This window comes from Clostridium sp. AM27-31LB, from assembly GCF_003480745.1.
Taxonomy (GTDB): Bacteria; Bacillota; Clostridia; order Lachnospirales; family Lachnospiraceae; genus Butyribacter; species Butyribacter intestini.
In genome coordinates, this window is the sequence record NZ_QUJS01000001.1 from 530,368 (window position 1) to 548,200 (window position 17,833).

Sequence of the window (17,833 nt, forward strand, 5' to 3'; positions counted from 1 at the left end):
TAAAAACACAGAATGGAGGCTTACTATGTACAGTGAAAAAGTTATGGATCATTTCAACAATCCAAGAAATGTCGGAGAGATAGAAGACGCAAGCGGTGTAGGTACAGTTGGTAACGCAAAATGCGGTGACATTATGAGAATGTACCTTGATATTGATGATAATGGAATTATACAAGATGTAAAGTTTAAGACATTTGGATGTGGTGCGGCAGTTGCAACAAGCAGTATGGCAACTGAGCTTGTAAAAGGAAAGACAGTTCAGGAGGCTTTACAGGTTACAAATAAAGCTGTTATGGAAGCACTTGACGGACTTCCACCTGTTAAGGTTCATTGTTCACTTCTTGCAGAGGAAGCTATACATGCAGCACTCTGGGATTATGCAGAGAAGAATGGTATTAAGATCGAAGGACTTGAAAAGCCTGTAAATGATATAAGTGAAAAAGAGGAAGCTCCTGAGGAAGAATACTAGAGAGTTGCTGACTAAAAGTAGTGGTCGTATTGTAAAAGATAGTGTATGATAAAAAGGTACATTTATCTTTTATGGTACGGCTATTATTGTTTTGTGGAAATTGTGAAATGAGCAGAGTGGATTGTGAATATCTGTCTGACTGAATGAGTTTTAAGAAAGGTTTTGGATATATGAAGAAGAAAGTTGTTGTTGGAATGTCGGGCGGTGTTGACTCATCGGTTGCGGCTTATTTATTGAAAGAACAGGGATATGATGTTATCGGGGTTACGATGCAGATATGGCAGCAGGAAGATGCCTGCACAGTTGAGCATGAGGGAGGCTGCTGCGGAATGTCAGCAGTGGAGGATGCAAGGCGTGTGGCTGCACAGCTTGACATACCTTATTATGTAATGAATTTCAGGGATGATTTCCAGAAATATGTTATAGATTATTTTGTCGATGAATATAAAAAGGGACATACGCCTAATCCTTGTATAGCCTGCAACAAGTATGTTAAATGGCAGTCACTTTTACAGCGTTCGATGGAGATAGGTGCTGATTATATTGCTACAGGCCACTATGCAAGAATAGTGAAACTTGACAATGGCAGATATACCATCAAAATGTCTGCGACAAAGAAGAAAGACCAGACATATGTGCTTTTTAATCTCAGTCAGGAGCAGCTTAGAAGAACGCTTATGCCGGTTGGTGAATATAATAAAGACCAGATAAGAGAGATTGCAGAAAAAATAGGTCTTGAAGTCGCACACAAGAGTGACAGTCAGGATATATGCTTTGTACCTGACCATGATTATGCAGGTTTTATTGAGAGAGAGACAGGAAAAAAGACAGTTCCCGGAAATTTTGTGGATGAAAACGGAAATGTTCTCGGAGTCCACAAGGGAATAGAACACTATACCATAGGGCAGAGAAAAGGACTCGGACTTCCGTCTACACAGCCTTATTACATAAATAAAATATGTCCCGACACGAGAGAGATAGTTTTAGGTGACGGAAAGAGTGTATTTTCAGATACGGTATATGTCGAAAATATAAACTATATGTCGGTTGAGAAAATAACAGAGCCGACGAGGTTTATCGGAAAGATACGATATGCACACCAGGGTTCGCCATGTATTGTTTATCCAGAGAAAGACGGAAGATTAAAATGTGTGTTTGATGAGAAGCAGAGGGCAGTCACACCGGGACAGGCTATTGTATTTTATGATGGGGATGTGATAGCTGCCGGCGGATGGATAACTAGATATTAGTGTAACAGTTCAGCCTTGCATTTCTTACATTCATAAACCTGCCAGCGAGCTGTCAGTCGCTGCTTTGCAGCTTATGTTTACTCATTTCAGAAATGAAAGGCTATTCTACCATAAAAAGGTACTTAACAATACAATGAACAAGCTCATTGTATTGTCAATTATCTTTTTATGGCTAAACTGTTACACATTAGTAAAAAAATATATATTTCCTATTGACAAAGTAGGAATAAGGGAGTATTATAATTTTTGTCAGCAAATCATACCAAGGTAATATGAAATATATGACAAGTAGAGTATGGAGGGAGTTAAATGATAAACAGACGATTTTTAGTTGACTACACAATGAAAGACAGTCGAATGTGCAGCTTTAAATGGTGGCATGATTACTGTTGCCGCTGATATATATTTAAAAAAAGACCGAGCGAAAGTGATGAAAGAACTAAAAGCTGAGAGCAAAGATATTTTTTTGCTGAGAGTCAAAAGCTGAGAGTGAAAGATACTTATTGATTGGAAATAAAGAATACAGGCACAAACAAAGAATAGAATTGATATATGGAGGACAGATATATGAGTAAGAAATCAAGAGCAGATAGAAATTTTAAATTTGAAACATTACAGTTACATGTTGGTCAGGAAACAGCAGATGCAGTTACAGATGCAAGAGCAGTTCCTATTTACCAGACATCATCTTATGTATTCCACAATTCACAGCATGCCGCTGACAGATTTGGTCTTAAGGATGCAGGTAATATTTATGGAAGACTTACAAATCCTACAGAGGATGTTTTCGAGAAAAGAATAGCAGCACTTGAAGGTGGTGTTGCAGCACTTGCAGTTGGTTCGGGTGCGGCAGCAGTTACATACACTATTCAGAACCTTGCACTTGCAGGAGACCATATCGTTGCAGCAAAGAATATCTACGGAGGAACATACAACCTTCTTGCACACACACTTGTAGATTACAATATTGAGACAACATTCGTTGATCCGCTTGATCCATCAGCTTTTGAAGCTGCTATCAAGGACAATACAAAAGCTCTTTACATAGAGGCTCTTGGAAATCCAAATTCAGAAGTTACAGATATAGAAGCAATCGCCAAGATAGCACATGCACACAAGATTCCACTCGTTATCGACAGCACATTTGCAACACCATATCTTCTTCGTCCTATCGAGTATGGAGCAGACATTGTAGTTCATTCAGCTACTAAGTTTATCGGTGGTCACGGAACGACTATCGGTGGTGTTATTATTGACGGAGGAAAGTTTGACTGGAAAGCATCAGGTAAATTTCCACAGCTTACAGAGCCAAACCCAAGTTATCATGGAATAAGTTTTGCTGATGCAGCAGGTCCGGCAGCTTTTGTTACAAGAATCAGAGCTATCCTTCTTCGTGATACAGGAGCTACTATCTCGCCTATACATTCATGGATATTCCTCCAGGGGCTTGAGACATTGTCACTTCGTGTGGAGAGACACATAGAGAATGCACTTAAAGTAATAGACTACCTTAAGAAACAGCCACTTGTAGAGGCTATTCATCATCCGTCAGTATCCAAAGACCCTGAGCAGCAGCGTCTTTATAAAAAATATTTTCCTAATGGCGGTGGCTCTATCTTTACATTTGAGATTAAGGGAGATGCAGACAAAGCAAAAGAATTTATCGATAACCTTGAACTTTTCTCACTCCTTGCAAATGTAGCAGATGTTAAATCACTTGTTATCCACCCTGCATCAACAACCCATGCAGAGCTTAACGAAGAGGAACTTGCAGACCAGGGTATCAAGCCAAATACTATAAGACTTTCAATCGGAACAGAGAACATTGACGATATTATCGAAGATCTTGATGAAGCATTTAAGGCAGTTCAGTAAATAAAAAACATTGTAAAGTAAAATAAAAGTTATATTCAGACACTTCATTAAGTGTTAGAATATAGATATAACATAAACAGGAGGATTATTATTATGGCAAATATATATAAAGGTGCACTTGGACTTATCGGAAACACACCGCTTGTAGAACTCACACATATTGAAAAGGCATTTAATCTTGAAGCAAAAATTCTTGCAAAACTTGAGTATTTTAATCCGTCAGGAAGCGTTAAGGACAGAATAGCAAAAGAGATGATAGAAGACGCAGAGGAAAAAGGTCTTTTAAAAGAGGGTTCAACTATCATTGAGCCGACATCGGGAAATACGGGTATCGGACTTGCAGCAATCGCAGCAGCAAAGGGATACAGAATCATCATTGTACTTCCAGAGACAATGAGTATCGAGCGTAGAAATATTATAAAGGCATATGGTGCTGAACTTGTGCTTACAGACGGAACAAAGGGAATGAAAGGTGCTATTGCAAAGGCGGAGGAACTTGCAAAAGAGATAGAAAACAGTTTTATACCGGGACAGTTTGAGAACCCTGCAAACCCTGCTGCACACAAAAAGACAACAGGTCCTGAAATCTGGAATGACACGGATGGAAAAGTAGATGCATTTGTAGCAGGTGTGGGAACAGGTGGAACTCTTACAGGAGTAGGTCAGTACCTAAAAGCTAAAAATTCTGAAATTGAAGTTATAGCAGTTGAGCCTGAAACATCACCTGTACTTTCACAGGGACACGCAGGAGCACATAAGATTCAGGGAATAGGTGCAGGATTTGTTCCAAAGACACTTAGTACAGAAGTCTATAACGAAGTTTTGCCTATAAAGGATGATGATGCATTTAAATATAGCAAGACGATTGCAAAAGAGGAAGGTATCCTCGTAGGTATCTCATCAGGAGCAGCAATTGCAGCAGCAATCGAGTATGCTAAAAGAGCAGAAAACAAAGGAAAGAATATTGTAGTATTATTACCGGACAGTGGTGACAGATATTATTCAACATCATTATTTACAGATTAAACTGAGCTGGAAGTAAAATCAAAATATATATAAAAGACCTTGCATGGTGGAAATGCTGTGCAGGGTCTTTTTTAACCGACTTTGTTCTTTTAAGGTTTTGTGATATGTGTTATACTTGGAATAAAAGATGCAAGGGTTAAAGGCAGACAGCAAACTGTTTTCATATATGATGTAATAGTCAAAAGCAGATAAAAATCCATAACATTAGTTCTTGGAAAAAATACCTTTTGATTAAATATCATATAAAATAACATAACGGAAATTATGAGGTGATATATAATGGGTGTATATTTTAATCCAAAGAATGGGAGCTTTACAGGTGACAAAAATAGCAGGATATATGTGGACAAAACAGGACTTTTGGAATATCTTAACGGTCTGCTGGGGACGAGTGGCAGATGCGTTGCTGTAAGTCATGCAAGACGGTTCGGCAAATCTCATGCGGCTGGAATGATAGATGCGTATTATAGTCTTGGCTGTGATTCGTCAAATCTTTTTGATGACACAGCAATTGCGGATAGTGCATACTATAGGAAATACATGAACAAATATAATGTTATCCATTTAGATATTTCATCAGTCTGGGATTTTCATAAAGAAGATTTGGCGGACACAATTAAAAAGAGAATATGTAAGGATTTTAAGAAAGAATATGGCGATACATTAGATTATAATGAAGATTTATATTTGCTGATACAGGAGATTTATGAGATAACAGAAATTCAGTTTGTGATAATAATTGATGAGTGGGATTGCGTTATCAGAAACAGCGATGACAAAGAGTTGGTACACGAGTATTTACAGTTTTTACACTCGCTGTTTAAATCGGAGGAGTCAAAATCTTTTCTCGCATTGGCATATATTACGGGAATTTTACCGATAAAAAAGATTAAAGATGAGTCAGCTTTAAATAATTTCAGTGAATATACAATGTTAAAATCAAGTCCGATCACAAAATATTATGGTTTTACGGAAGATGAGGTTACAGGATTATGCAAGCGGTTTGATATGGATTTTGACAGTATGAAAGCATGGTACAACGGATATTTGATTGACGGTATTCATATGTATAATCCAAACTCTGTTTCTATGGCAATAGAGAGAAATGATTTTGATTCATACTGGAGAAATACATCTTCATTTGCATCAATAAATACATTTATAACGATGAATTATGCAGGACTAAAGGATGATATTATGAAGATGCTTGCAGGTGGAAAAGTCATGGTAAATCCAAATACATTTCAAAATGATTTTTCAACTATTGCATCAAAGGATGATGCTTTAACGGCATTGATACATTTGGGTTATCTTGGATATGATGCGGACAGAAAGAGTGCATATGTGCCAAACTATGAGGTGGCAACTGCATTTGAACTTGCATTGCAAACAGGTGGGTGGAAAGAGATTGCAAAAGCGATTTCAACTTGCGATGAACTGCTTTTTGAAACTATAGATGGAAATGCAGAAAGAGTTGCCGAACTTATAGAGCTTGCTCATGATGCTTACACATCAGTATTAAAGTACAATGATGAAAATTCGCTTAGCTGTGTTCTTACAATGGCATATTTTACAGCACCGGGATATTATAATATTGTCCGTGAAATGCCTGCCGGAAAAGGATTTGCAGATTTTGTGTTTATTCCTAGAGCAAATGCGGGGGTCAGACCGGCAATGGTAGTAGAATTAAAATATAATAAATCGGCAGACACGGCAATTAAACAGATAAAAGAAAACAGATACCATGGTGCATTGTCAGGCTATAGCGACAAAATACTTCTTGTAGGGATAAGCTATGATGCGGAGGGAAAAGACAAAAAGCATCATACCTGTGTGATAGAAGAAGTGCAGGGGACAGATAATGAATAGATATGTGATATAGGCATTTGTGAAACTAATTATATGTTATGTTAATTGCACAGATATAACAAATAATATCGTCGGCACGCTCTCGCTATGTTGTCGTTCGTAGCAGTACATAAATCAGCAAAAAACGTTGATTAAGTGCTGACGACGACAAAAATGCCGACTAACACTATTTGTTATATCTGCACAATTTAATCAAGTTTTATGATAGTTTCGCAAACGCCTAAGATATGTGATAGAAATGAGGAGTAAAATGAGATTTTTTCATATTTCGGATTTACATTTTGGTAAACTTTTGTATGGTTATGACCTTACGGAGGAACACAGAAATTTTATAGAGCAGCTTGGAAATTACTGTGACAAATACAATCCCGATGCGGTTCTTATCGCAGGTGATGTTTACGACAGGTCAGTGCCATCAGCGGATGCAATGACGCTGCTTGACGAACTTTTAAATAAACTTTCCGGAAGAAAGGTTTTTATTATTTCAGGAAATCATGATAATGCAAAAAGACTGAGTTTTGGAAAAGATTTTCTTAAAAAGCATGATATATATATATCAACGGTTCCTCCGACAGGAGAAAATGAAAAGATAGAAAAAGTTAAATTTGCGGATGAATATGGAAATGTAAATGTCTATATGCTGCCGTTTTTGAAGCCTGCACTGTTTAAAAATTCAATGCCGGAGGAGGCGGCAGCAGGGGAAGACGCAATAATAAAAAAGCTTGTTGAAAATACAGACATAGATAAAAATGAGAGGAATATTATTCTTGCACATCAGTTTTTTGTGTCAGGTCACAAAGAGCCTGAACTTTGTGAGTCGGAGCAGACTCCGGCTATAGTGGGCGGACTTGATGCTGTCGATGTATCGGCATTTGATGATTTTGAGTATGCAGCACTCGGACATATTCACGGCGGACAGTTTGTGGGTTGTGAGAAAAACAGATACAGTGGAACACCGATTAAATTTTCAGTGAGTGAGAGAAATCATAATAAGAACATTGTAATGGTGGATATGGAAGAAAAAAATAAAGAGATTGAGATAACAAAACTTCCACTGACACAGATAAGAGATGTAAAGAAACTTACGGGATATTTTGATGATATAATAGCTTCGGCTGATGAAGAACTTAAAAATGATTATGTGAGCATTACTTTGAGGGATGAAGAAATAATTCCTGATGTAAAGGAAAAACTGGGTGCGTATTTTGACTACATATTAGAAGTGGTCGTTGATAATTCCGAGACAAGAAAGATAATGCTTGAGGATGTAGGTGAATTAAAAGAAATGTCACCATATGATGCGTTTGATACTTTTTTTGAACAGCTTACGGACAGAAAAATGAATGATGCAGAGAGTGAACTATTCAGGGAAATACTTAGTGAAGTGGGGGAAGAGTAAATGAAACCATTAAAACTTGTTATGTCAGCATTTGGCTCTTACGGAGGAGAGGAGATTATTGACTTTTCAAAAATAAAAGGAGGTCTTTTTCTTGTATCGGGTGATACGGGTTCAGGTAAGACTACTATTTTTGATGGAATAATGTATGCTCTCTACAATAAGATGGGCGGTGGTGACAGAGAAACAAAAATGATGAGAAGTGAGTATGCTAAGGACAAGCAGAAAACATTTGTGGAGTTTACATTTGAATATACACATGGGGAAAATAAAGGTGTCTATGTCGTAAAAAGAACGACCAATTTTAGAAAAAGCGGTGTTACATCTGATGTCGTTCTTACTCTGCCTGATGGAGAAGTCTTTAATGGAAAGAATAAGGAGACAGATGAAAAAATCCAGAGCATAGTTGGACTTGACTATAAGCAGTTTGGAAAGATAGTGATGATTGCACAGGGACAGTTTCGTGAGCTTATCATGGAAAACACAAAGAATAGAAAAGAGATATTTAAAAGTATTTTTTCTATGGATATATATGAGAAGATTGAGAGAGTAATAAACGACAGATTTAAAAAGATATATGCACAGATAAAAGATAACAATCTTTTGCTGGAGGAAAATTTTAATACAGCTTATGTAAGTGAGGAAAACGGGAATACTGATGCGTGGAGAGAAGCCTTTGAAAAGAGAGATACAGAACCAGGGCTTCTGCTTGATGTGCTTGAACAAGAGATAAAAGAACTTGAGATAAAGAAAAATGAAGAAAAAAAAATAATTGATAAAAAAAATGCTGACATTGTAAAGCTTGTAAAGAGAATATCGGATGCAGATAAGATAAACAGTAAGTTTGGACAGAGAAAAGAAGCAGTTTTGCGGTATGAGTCTCTGATGGAGCAAAAAGAAACATATGATAATAAAGCTGTGATATTAAAAAAGGCAAAGGCGGCAGGCGAAGTAAGGCAGGTGCAGTCAGTTTATATTAAAACAAAAAATACAATAGAATTAAGAGAGAAACAGTTAGAGCAGAATAAGTCAAAGTTTGTTTTGTTAGAGCAGAGCCATAAAAAACTTTTATCAGAAAAGGAAAGTTTTGAAAAGAGTTATTTAACTGACAATGAAAAGCTGTTAAAAGAAAAAAACAGGCTTGAAAATGAGATGGAAAAATACAAAGTATATGATGAAAAAAATAAGTTATATATTTTAGAAGAAAAAAAGTTAAAAGAATTAAAAGAAAAATCAGATTTATTAAATGATGAAAAAAAGGCAGCTCTCATAAAAAGTGAAGAAAATAAAAAAATACTTTTGCAGCTTAAAGATATTGAACTGGAATTGCAAAAATATATATCGGCAGATGAGAATGAAAAGAGAAATCTTAAAGAATTTGAAGCATTAAAAAAAGCAATATCTTCATATAAAAAAGAAAACAGCAGACTGGGTAGTGCAGAAAAAGAATATGCGGATAAATATCTGGCATGGAAAGAAGCCAGAAAAACATATGAGAACACAAGTGACAGATATGTGGCGGCTCAGGCGGCAATACTTGCGGCGGGACTAAAAGACGGTATGCCTTGTCCGGTCTGTGGTTCGACTAATCATACACACCCTGCGGCAATGACAAAAGATACGGTCACGAAAGAAGAACTTGACGGAGCAAAGTCAAGAGAAAATGAATGTGAAAAAGAAAAAAATAATTCACAGAAAATATTTGAAGATAATAAGCGAAAAAAAGATGTGGCTTTTGCCGAGGTAAAGAGGTATTATGAGATTTGTTATTATTTAGGAGATAAAGCGGATACTTCTTTAAAAGATAAAAAGGGCTACAATGCTAGTATAAAAGATAAAACTGATACTGATATAAAAGAGCATGAGAATATAAGACAACAGGAAAATGTAAAAGATAAGGAATATACAAGTTTCGGTGAAAATAAAACTGACAAGCTGGAGGAGAATGTAAAAACAAAAATAAAAGAAATTAAAAAGTCTTTGACAGAAAACGAGCAGACGATAGAAGATTTATATAGCAAAAAAGAAGAAAAGCTAAAGCGTGAGAAAGCTGAAAAAGAAACAGAAGCAAAGCTTAAGGAAATGGAAGAAAATATATCTGATAACGCAGAAATGTTGAATAAACAGTCTGTGAGCGTTGGAAGTTTAAGTGCAGAAATGGAGATGTTAAAAAAAGAACTCTCCTATGAAAGTTCGGATACCGCCTTAAAAGAACTTGAAAATATCAGAAATAAAATAGAAGTTCTGGAGAAAAGAAAAAGGGAACTTGATGAAAATATTTTAAAATCCGACAGAACAAAAAGTAATCTTAATGGTACGATAAAAGAGAACAAAAATCAGCTCGAAACAGACAGGAAAAATCTTGAAACTGAGTATGACGATTTTATTAAAGTGCTTAAAGAAAAAGAATTTGAAAACGAAGAAGCATACAATGAAAGTCTTGTTCATATAGAAAGTATTGAGATATTCGACAGACAGATACAGGAATACAAAGAAGAAGTGAGCAAAGTCAGTTCGCTTATCAGTGTCCTTGATGATATGCTTGACGGCGAAAAAGAGATTGACACAGATGTTATGTTACAGCAAAAAGCAGAAATGGAAATCGAAGCAGAAAGGCTTGCAAATGAAAATGAGATTACGGTCTCAAAGCTTGGTACGAACAATTCAGTGAGAGATAAAGTTTCAAAACTTATGGAACAGAGAGGAAAACTCAATGAAAAATATAAAATAATATCTTCTCTTAATAATGTGGCGAACAGTAAAAAAATTCATTTCCAGACTTTTGTGCTCAGACAATATTTTAATATGGTAATTTCTTACGCAAACAAAAGACTTGCGGTTATGACATCAAACGGATTTTTATTAAAGTGCAGAGATATTTCGCTTACTACGGCAGGTGAGACAGGACTTGAGCTTGATGTTTACAGTCCGGTTACCGGAAAGGTAAGAGATGCCCACTCTTTGTCGGGAGGTGAGACATTTATGGCTTCGCTTGCAATGGCACTCGGAATGTCAGATATTGTGCAGAATAATTCAGGCAAAACGCAGATTGATACAATGTTTATTGATGAGGGATTTGGCTCGCTGAGTGATGATGTGAGGGACAAAGCAGTAAAGATACTTTTAGACCTTGCAGGCAGCAGCAGGCTGGTCGGAGTAATCTCGCATGTATCAGAACTTAAAGAGCAGATACCATCAAAGATAATTGTAAGAAAGGATAACGATGGAAGTCACATTACATGGGTTCAGGACAGATAGAAAAAAGAAGATGGACTGTAAACAGGTGCAGTCCGGTATCATTGATTTTATAAATGATAACATGGACATAAAAGAAATGGAACAGTTTATAAGTCATATTGAGAGCTGTGAGGAGTGCCGTGAAGAATATGATGTATATTATACATTGATAATGGGAATGAAACTTCTTGACAGCGATAATCTCAGGGGCAAAACGCAGATAGATTCACAGGATAGGATGGATGATGCAAAATCTTATATTTTAAGATACCGGTTTGTATTGTTTGAAAAGGTTCTTCTTTTTATATTTGTATGTATAAGTGTTATTCTTATTTACTGATAATGACACTTTGGTATATATTATAAATATGAATTTTTACAGCAAAGATAGGCAGTCATATATGTGTGGACAGTTACCAAAAATCGAAAGGGAAATTTAACAGATGAGTGAAAAAATAGTTTTAATAGATGGGCATAGTATATTAAACAGGGCATTTTATGGAGTGCCTGATCTGACAAATTCAGAAGGGATGCATACAAATGCGGTTTATGGATTTTTAAATATCATGTTTAAGATACTTGATACGGAAAAACCGGAATATCTGACGGTTGCTTTTGATGTGAAAAAGCCTACATTCAGACATGAGATGTTTAAGGAGTACAAAGGCACGAGGAAACCTATGCCTGAGGAGTTAAGACAGCAGGTGCCTGTTATACAGGATGTGCTTGAAGCGATGGGTATCACGATTGTAAAAAGACAGGGATTTGAAGCGGATGATATACTCGGAACTATCGCAAAGATGGCAGAAGCAGAAGGAAAAGAAGTTACTCTTGTATCAGGAGACAGAGATCTTTTGCAGCTTGCTACAAAAAATATCAAGATAAGTATTCCAAAGACAAAAAAAGGCGGTTCTGAGGTTGAAGAATATCATACAGAGGATGTAATAGAAAAATACGGTGTCACGCCGGTTCAGATAATAGATATGAAAGGTCTTATGGGAGATACAGCTGACAATATACCAGGAGTTGCAGGTGTCGGTGAAAAAACGGCAGTAAAGATACTTAAGGCATTTCCGAGTGTCGAGGAGGCTTATGAGCATATCGAGGAAGTAGAGCCAAAGAGGGCGAGGGAGCTTTTGAGAGCAGGAAAGGATATGGCTTTCTTAAGCAAAAAACTTGCGACGATAAAGACAGACTGCGAACTTGATTACAGTATCAAAGATGCAAAACTTGAAAATATATTTACATCTGAGGCATTTGAGTGGATAAAGAAACTAGAACTAAAATCACTTGTAAAAAAATTCGATTCCGAGGCAATGAATAAAGCGGTTGAAAGACCAAAGAATTTTAAATATTTGAAGAAAAAAATAGAGGTAAAGAGATTTGCTGACGAGCTTATAAAGGATGCACCTGAGGTTGTTGGAGTATCATTTTTTGGCGATGAGTGGTCAAATTCAGGTGTTACGAAAAAGAAAAATAAGAAAAAAAGCGGCGGACAGATGGCATTTGTATTTGATGATATATCAGCAGTTTCTCTTGAAGATGAGAGTGACAGCACAAATGAATATTTGTTTTTGGGACTTAGTTTAAGCTACGAAAAAAATGGTGAGTATGAAACCGTAAGCATATTAAAAAATGATGAGACAGACGGAGATTTTCTGATAGAAACTTATAAAAAAATTCAAAAGAAAATATCTCATATCGCATTGATAGACTGGAAGAACGAACTGCATCTTACGGCGGTTGCAGAAAATCTTTCAGAGGATAGGGAAGCACCTTTACAGATGGCATTTGATGATTCGGATTTTGACAGGCTGTTTAATAAAATATCAGATGTAAGTATAGCTGCATATCTTATAAATCCGCTTAAAGACAGTTACGGTGCTGACGATATAGCAAGGGATTATCTTGATATGACGATACCATCATATAGTGAGAGATTTGGAAAAAGCAGACTTTCAGAAATCGTATCGGAGATAGATGACGATTATCTTAGGGAGAGTGCGGACGAGGAAAAGAATGTTGTAATAAACAATCTTTTGGAATATACGGGAGAACTTTCGTATGTGGCTGTGGCTGGATATAAAAATCTTGAAAGCACACTCGAAAAAACAGGCATGATAAAACTTTACCGTGAAGTGGAGATGCCGACGGCATATTTCTTATATCAGATGGAGAGAGTCGGAGTCAAGGCAGACATAGCCGTTCTTGAACAGCTTGCAAAAAAACTTGACAGAAAGATAATTGAACTTGAAAGTGATATATATGACCTTGCAGGTGAGGAGTTTAACATAAATTCACCTAAACAGCTTGGTGTGATATTGTTTGAAAAAATGAAACTGCCATTTGCAAAAAAGACAAAGACAGGCTACTCAACATCAGCGGATATTCTTGAAAAACTAAAGAAAGAAGACCCTATTATATCAAAGATACTTGATTACAGGCAGTTTACAAAATTAAAGTCAACATATGCAGAGGGACTTGCTGTGTTTATCGAGAACGATAAGAGAATTCACGGCAAATTTAACCAGATGATAACAGCAACGGGAAGAATAAGTTCGACAGAGCCAAATCTCCAGAATATTCCTATCAGAATGGAGATGGGGCGTGAATTCAGGAAAGTATTTAAGGCAAAAGACGGATTTGTATTCCTTGATGCAGATTACTCACAGATAGAATTGAGAGTTTTAGCTGATATGTCGGAGGATGAACATCTTATACAGGCATATAAGAACGGTGATGATATACACAGAAGTACCGCATCAAAAGTATTCCACACACCGTTTGACGAGGTCACCGATCTTCAGCGAAGAAATGCAAAGGCAGTAAACTTCGGAATAGTTTACGGGATAAGTGCATTCGGTCTCTCACAGGATCTTGGCACAACGAGAAAAGAAGCGGACGAGATAATAAAGAAATACTTTGCCACATATCCGGCGATAAAGGCATTTCTTGACGAGAAAGTAGAAGAAGCAAAAGAAACAGGATATTCTTACACAAAATTTGGCAGGCGAAGACCAGTGCCTGAAATAAAATCATCAAACTTTATGCAGCGTTCATTTGGTGAGAGAATTGCAATGAACTCGCCTATACAGGGAACAGCGGCAGACATAATAAAGATAGCGATGATAAAAGTTGCAAGAAAATTAAAAGAAGAAAAACTTAAATCAAGGATAGTTCTTCAGGTGCACGATGAACTGCTGGTAGAGACAAGTGTTGATGAGATTGAAAAGGTGAAAGAGATACTTATTTCAAATATGCAATCGGCGGCTGAACTTAAAGTTCCTCTTATTGCGGAAGTGGAGCAAGGGGATGATTGGTTTGAGGCACACTAACATTTGCAAAACTGCTGCAGGCTGTGTTGATTGTGCAACTATAACAAATAATACCGCTGGCACGCTTTCGCTATGATGTCACTCGTAGCAGCACATAAAGAGTGAAAAGACCACTCTTAAGTGCTGACGGTGACAAAATGTCAGCTAACATTATTTTGTTATAGTTGCACAATCTAATTACAGTTTATGTAAGTTTTGCAAAGGCTTAGTGTGGTTATTATGATATTGAGAGGATTGAGATGAAAGTTATTGGTTTGACAGGTGGTGTCGGTAGTGGTAAGTCACTTGTGGCACAGTTTTTAAAGGAAGAAACGGGTGCTGAGCTTATATTGACGGACGATATTGGTCATATTGTCACGGATAAGGGTGGCAGTGCCTTTGAAGCCGTAGTGGAGAGATTTGGTAAGGAAATTCTTTCTGACGCGGGGGAGATTGACAGAAAGAAACTTGCGGATATAGTGTTTAATGACAAAAGTGCGATACAGGATTTGAACGGTATTGTGCATCCAAAGGTAAAGGAGTATATTGAGGACTATATAGAACAGAGAAAGGAAAAAGGCGGTAATATAATTCTTGAGAGTGCCATATTGTTCGAGACGGAGTGCGATAAATACTGTGATGAGGTATGGTATGTGTATGTTCCGAGAGAAATAAGGATAGCAAGGCTTAAGGAAAGCAGGGGCTATTCTGACGGAAAGTGCGATGCGGTGATGAGAAGCCAGAAAACTGATGAGTTTTATATAAGCAGAAGTGACAGAGTCATAAAAAATGACGGTTCTGTTGAGGAGCTTAAGCAGCAATTAAAACGGATTTAGTTTATTTGAATTTTTAAAGATTAGAAGTCTGTTGCCTGCATTGACAGTATGTATAATCAGTTTGCAAGATGCATCAAAAGCAGTGGATTTATGCAGCCTTCGGCGAGACTTCCGATAAGTATAAGTAAAATACTGAGCAGAAATAAGGGAAATTGTTTTAATAACAGTTTCCCTTTTTGTTTTGTTTCATCTAAGCAGTTTATTCTGTGAAGCTTCATTATTATAAACAAAAATGCAGGGACAAAGACAAGATATTGCGGCATAATGCAGCAGGTATAGTTTGCTATTCCGGCAAAATCGTAAAGTGAAATATTAAAATAAAGCAGGAGCCCGTTTGAAAATCCTGTATAAACTGAAAAAACAAGGCAGTAATAACGCCAGAGGTCTGTCATTGAGAAAATAAAAAGCAGCATTACAAATTTGATGTTTCTGCTAAAAGATGAGAGGACTATCTGGTCTGACGGTATGTCCAATGATGGCAGGGCACTTATGGTTTCGCTGTAAATTGTTTTTAATACAGGCAGGATGATTGGATTAAATAGTTTCCCGACAAGGGTACCGATAACCATACCTATAAAAAAGAATATGATAACCGTTTTACATATGCGTGGCATTTTCCCTTTTCGTATATTGGTTGTGGAAGTTTTATTCATTTAGCGATAACCTGCCTTTCAGATTTATTATGTTAATGTTTTGCTGCACTTTTACCGTGTTAAATGCGAGAGTACATTTTCTTAAAAGAGGGGAAATTTTCCTCTTACATCATCTTATGACAGATATTTAAAAATATTCCGTTTCACATTTTGCACACAACTTTTCCACCTGATTTTCACAAATTTACTGTAATATTTTGATTATAAAATATAAAGCGTATTGTGAATATCTTTGGCAAGAATATGCTGGAACAATAAAGAAAAATCAGCGTAAGCAGACAGGAGGAAAAATGATGCACCGAAAAAGAAAGATTGCATTGACGATGGCAGTAGTGCTTGTTATAGCAGGTGTGGGAGTATATGGTGGAAACCGGATTTTAAAAAATAATTCATCTGAACAATCGGAACAGACAAATAATTCAGATAATAAAAACATTGCTTCGGCAAAGACGCAGAATAGTAATATATTGCAGGCAGAGGGAACGACATCGGGAGGAACGGACTATCAGCTATACAATCTGAATCTTAAGGGTACAAGTAAAACAGGAGCATTGGAAGTGGAAAGTGTTTTGAAAAGCTCAGGTGATGAGGTAAAAAAAGGAGATGCACTTATAAAACTTACAAAAGACAGTGTTTCAGATACAAGAAAAATTCTATATAAAGCGGTAAAAACTTATAAAAAGAAATATGCATCGGCAAAACTTGATTATGAAGAAGCGGTTTATGATGCAAAAAGTGATTATCAGGAGAGTTTGTCAGCGTATTCATCAGCACTTATCGATTATAAAGACAGTTTATCGGAATATACGGGAATGGTAAAAGAAGCGAAAAAGCAGCTTGATAAAAGCAAAAAGATAATAAGTACATATCCAGGGAAGATTAAAAATTCAAAAAAGACTCTTGCTGCAAAACAGAAACAGTTGAGCAGTGTAAATAAAAAAATCAAAAAGGCAAAAAAACAGGCAGAGGGTAAAGCTAAAGTTCTTGCCACAAAGCAAAAATTATATGAACAGGCAAAACAAAAATATGATGAAATGAGTACAGTATCAAGATATATTGGAGATTTCAGTCGTGAAAATAAAAGTGATATTTCACAGTTGACAACAAATGTTGAGCAAAAGCTTGCATTGGCAAAAAAAGACATGGAGTCAAAGAACACAGCATATAGCAAGGCTTTGAAATCGTCAACATCAGCGGAAAAGACATACGAGCAATACAATACGAAAAAAACTCAGTTGTCAAATAGTATAAGTATACTTAAAAATAATATTTCGTTATATGGAACTGATTACAAAAATGCAAAACTTAACCTGAACAATTACAGTTCAACATACAATCAGGCTTTATCAGAGGAGACAACAGGAAAAGTAAGTGCAAAAAAGACATATGACGAGAGTGTGAAAGCCTATAAAAATGCAGACACAGTCTATAATGCGGCTATAAAATCGGCAAAAGATACATTACAGAAAGCAAAAGACAATTATACAAATGCGAAAGCAAGAGTAGCAGCATTTAACAAACTTATATCAGGAAATAATGTTGTGGCACAGATGTCGGGAACTTTATCTGAAATGTCATATGAAAGCGGAGATATGTTAAACAGTATGACAGCGATAGCAGGTTACAGTAATGAAAATACACTCAGTATTGATGTGACTGTTGACCAGACGGATATAGGAAAAATTTCAGTAGGCGATGAGGCTTCGGTAAGTGTTCAGAATATGCCGCAGACAGTAACGGGAAAAGTTGCAGCTATTGAAACATCTTCATCATCGGAGAGTGTATCAAAAGTAACATATACGGTAACTGTTTCCATTGATAATTCGCAGAAAATGTTATCAAGCGGTGCTGCAACGCAGGTTATCTTTAATCAGAATAATGAAGAAAATGAACAGAAAGGAAAATAAA

General features: G+C 36.5%; 12 protein-coding genes. 11 read left to right on the forward strand and 1 reads right to left on the reverse strand.

Going from position 1 to position 17,833, the window contains the following annotated elements; translation table 11 throughout:
- Positions 1 to 25: 25 nt before the first annotated feature.
- From nifU to coaE, 10 genes are all read left to right on the forward strand, one after another.
- Positions 26 to 469, forward strand: a complete 444-nt coding sequence (gene nifU, locus DW721_RS02095; protein ID WP_022013524.1) for a Fe-S cluster assembly scaffold protein NifU — start codon at positions 26 to 28, stop codon at positions 467 to 469.
- Positions 470 to 639: 170 nt separating this feature from the next.
- Positions 640 to 1,719 (forward strand): tRNA 2-thiouridine(34) synthase MnmA, encoded by a 1,080-nt coding sequence (gene mnmA / locus DW721_RS02100; protein ID WP_118744838.1) that lies wholly within the window; start codon positions 640 to 642, stop codon positions 1,717 to 1,719.
- 567 nt (positions 1,720 to 2,286) lie between these two features.
- Entirely contained in the window at positions 2,287 to 3,594 is a 1,308-nt protein-coding gene (locus DW721_RS02105) for an O-acetylhomoserine aminocarboxypropyltransferase/cysteine synthase family protein (RefSeq protein WP_022013526.1), read from the forward strand.
- A 93-nt stretch (positions 3,595 to 3,687) separates the two neighbouring features.
- Positions 3,688 to 4,620, forward strand: a complete 933-nt coding sequence (cysK, locus tag DW721_RS02110; RefSeq protein ID WP_118744642.1) for a cysteine synthase A — start codon at positions 3,688 to 3,690, stop codon at positions 4,618 to 4,620.
- A 279-nt stretch (positions 4,621 to 4,899) separates the two neighbouring features.
- Positions 4,900 to 6,489, forward strand: coding sequence for an AAA family ATPase (locus DW721_RS02115; protein WP_118498230.1), 1,590 nt, complete (start codon positions 4,900 to 4,902; stop codon positions 6,487 to 6,489).
- Between the two features lie 250 nt (positions 6,490 to 6,739).
- A complete protein-coding gene (locus DW721_RS02120) occupies positions 6,740 to 7,888 on the forward strand; it encodes an exonuclease SbcCD subunit D (RefSeq protein ID WP_182436172.1) in 1,149 nt (382 codons plus the stop codon).
- Positions 7,889 to 11,143, forward strand: coding sequence for an SbcC/MukB-like Walker B domain-containing protein (locus tag DW721_RS02125; RefSeq protein ID WP_118744644.1), 3,255 nt, complete (start codon positions 7,889 to 7,891; stop codon positions 11,141 to 11,143).
- Complete coding sequence (locus tag DW721_RS02130; RefSeq protein WP_118744645.1) at positions 11,109 to 11,462, forward strand: zf-HC2 domain-containing protein; 354 nt, start codon at positions 11,109 to 11,111, stop codon at positions 11,460 to 11,462. Before DW721_RS02125 ends, DW721_RS02130 begins: the two co-directional genes overlap by 35 nt.
- Positions 11,463 to 11,565: 103 nt before the next feature.
- Complete coding sequence (polA, locus tag DW721_RS02135) at positions 11,566 to 14,457, forward strand: DNA polymerase I (protein ID WP_118744646.1); 2,892 nt, start codon at positions 11,566 to 11,568, stop codon at positions 14,455 to 14,457.
- A gap of 239 nt (positions 14,458 to 14,696) precedes the next feature.
- Positions 14,697 to 15,272, forward strand: a complete 576-nt coding sequence (gene coaE / locus DW721_RS02140; RefSeq protein ID WP_118744647.1) for a dephospho-CoA kinase — start codon at positions 14,697 to 14,699, stop codon at positions 15,270 to 15,272.
- Between the two features lie 56 nt (positions 15,273 to 15,328).
- Here coaE and DW721_RS02145 read toward each other — a convergent pair whose 3' ends face one another.
- Positions 15,329 to 15,925 (reverse strand): stage II sporulation protein M, encoded by a 597-nt coding sequence (locus tag DW721_RS02145; RefSeq protein WP_118744648.1) that lies wholly within the window; start codon positions 15,923 to 15,925, stop codon positions 15,329 to 15,331.
- A gap of 290 nt (positions 15,926 to 16,215) precedes the next feature.
- On the opposite strand from DW721_RS02145, the gene DW721_RS02150 reads away from it, so the two are divergent.
- On the forward strand, positions 16,216 to 17,832 hold the full coding sequence (locus tag DW721_RS02150; protein ID WP_118744649.1) for an HlyD family efflux transporter periplasmic adaptor subunit: 1,617 nt from the start codon (positions 16,216 to 16,218) through the stop codon (positions 17,830 to 17,832).
- The last annotated feature ends 1 nt before the right edge of the window (position 17,833 follow it).

Bases quoted from the DNA above. Each gene is read 5' to 3' on its own strand.
- nifU (WP_022013524.1), top strand. From the start codon at position 26: ATGTACAGTGAAAAAGTTATGGATCATTTCAACAATCCAAGAAATGTC.
- mnmA (WP_118744838.1), top strand. From the start codon at position 640: ATGAAGAAGAAAGTTGTTGTTGGAATGTCGGGCGGTGTTGACTCATCG.
- DW721_RS02105 (WP_022013526.1), top strand. From the start codon at position 2,287: ATGAGTAAGAAATCAAGAGCAGATAGAAATTTTAAATTTGAAACATTA.
- cysK (WP_118744642.1), top strand. From the start codon at position 3,688: ATGGCAAATATATATAAAGGTGCACTTGGACTTATCGGAAACACACCG.
- DW721_RS02115 (WP_118498230.1), top strand. From the start codon at position 4,900: ATGGGTGTATATTTTAATCCAAAGAATGGGAGCTTTACAGGTGACAAA.
- DW721_RS02120 (WP_182436172.1), top strand. From the start codon at position 6,740: ATGAGATTTTTTCATATTTCGGATTTACATTTTGGTAAACTTTTGTAT.
- DW721_RS02125 (WP_118744644.1), top strand. From the start codon at position 7,889: ATGAAACCATTAAAACTTGTTATGTCAGCATTTGGCTCTTACGGAGGA.
- DW721_RS02130 (WP_118744645.1), top strand. From the start codon at position 11,109: ATGGAAGTCACATTACATGGGTTCAGGACAGATAGAAAAAAGAAGATG.
- polA (WP_118744646.1), top strand. From the start codon at position 11,566: ATGAGTGAAAAAATAGTTTTAATAGATGGGCATAGTATATTAAACAGG.
- coaE (WP_118744647.1), top strand. From the start codon at position 14,697: ATGAAAGTTATTGGTTTGACAGGTGGTGTCGGTAGTGGTAAGTCACTT.
- DW721_RS02145 (WP_118744648.1), bottom strand. From the start codon at position 15,925: ATGAATAAAACTTCCACAACCAATATACGAAAAGGGAAAATGCCACGC.
- DW721_RS02150 (WP_118744649.1), top strand. From the start codon at position 16,216: ATGATGCACCGAAAAAGAAAGATTGCATTGACGATGGCAGTAGTGCTT.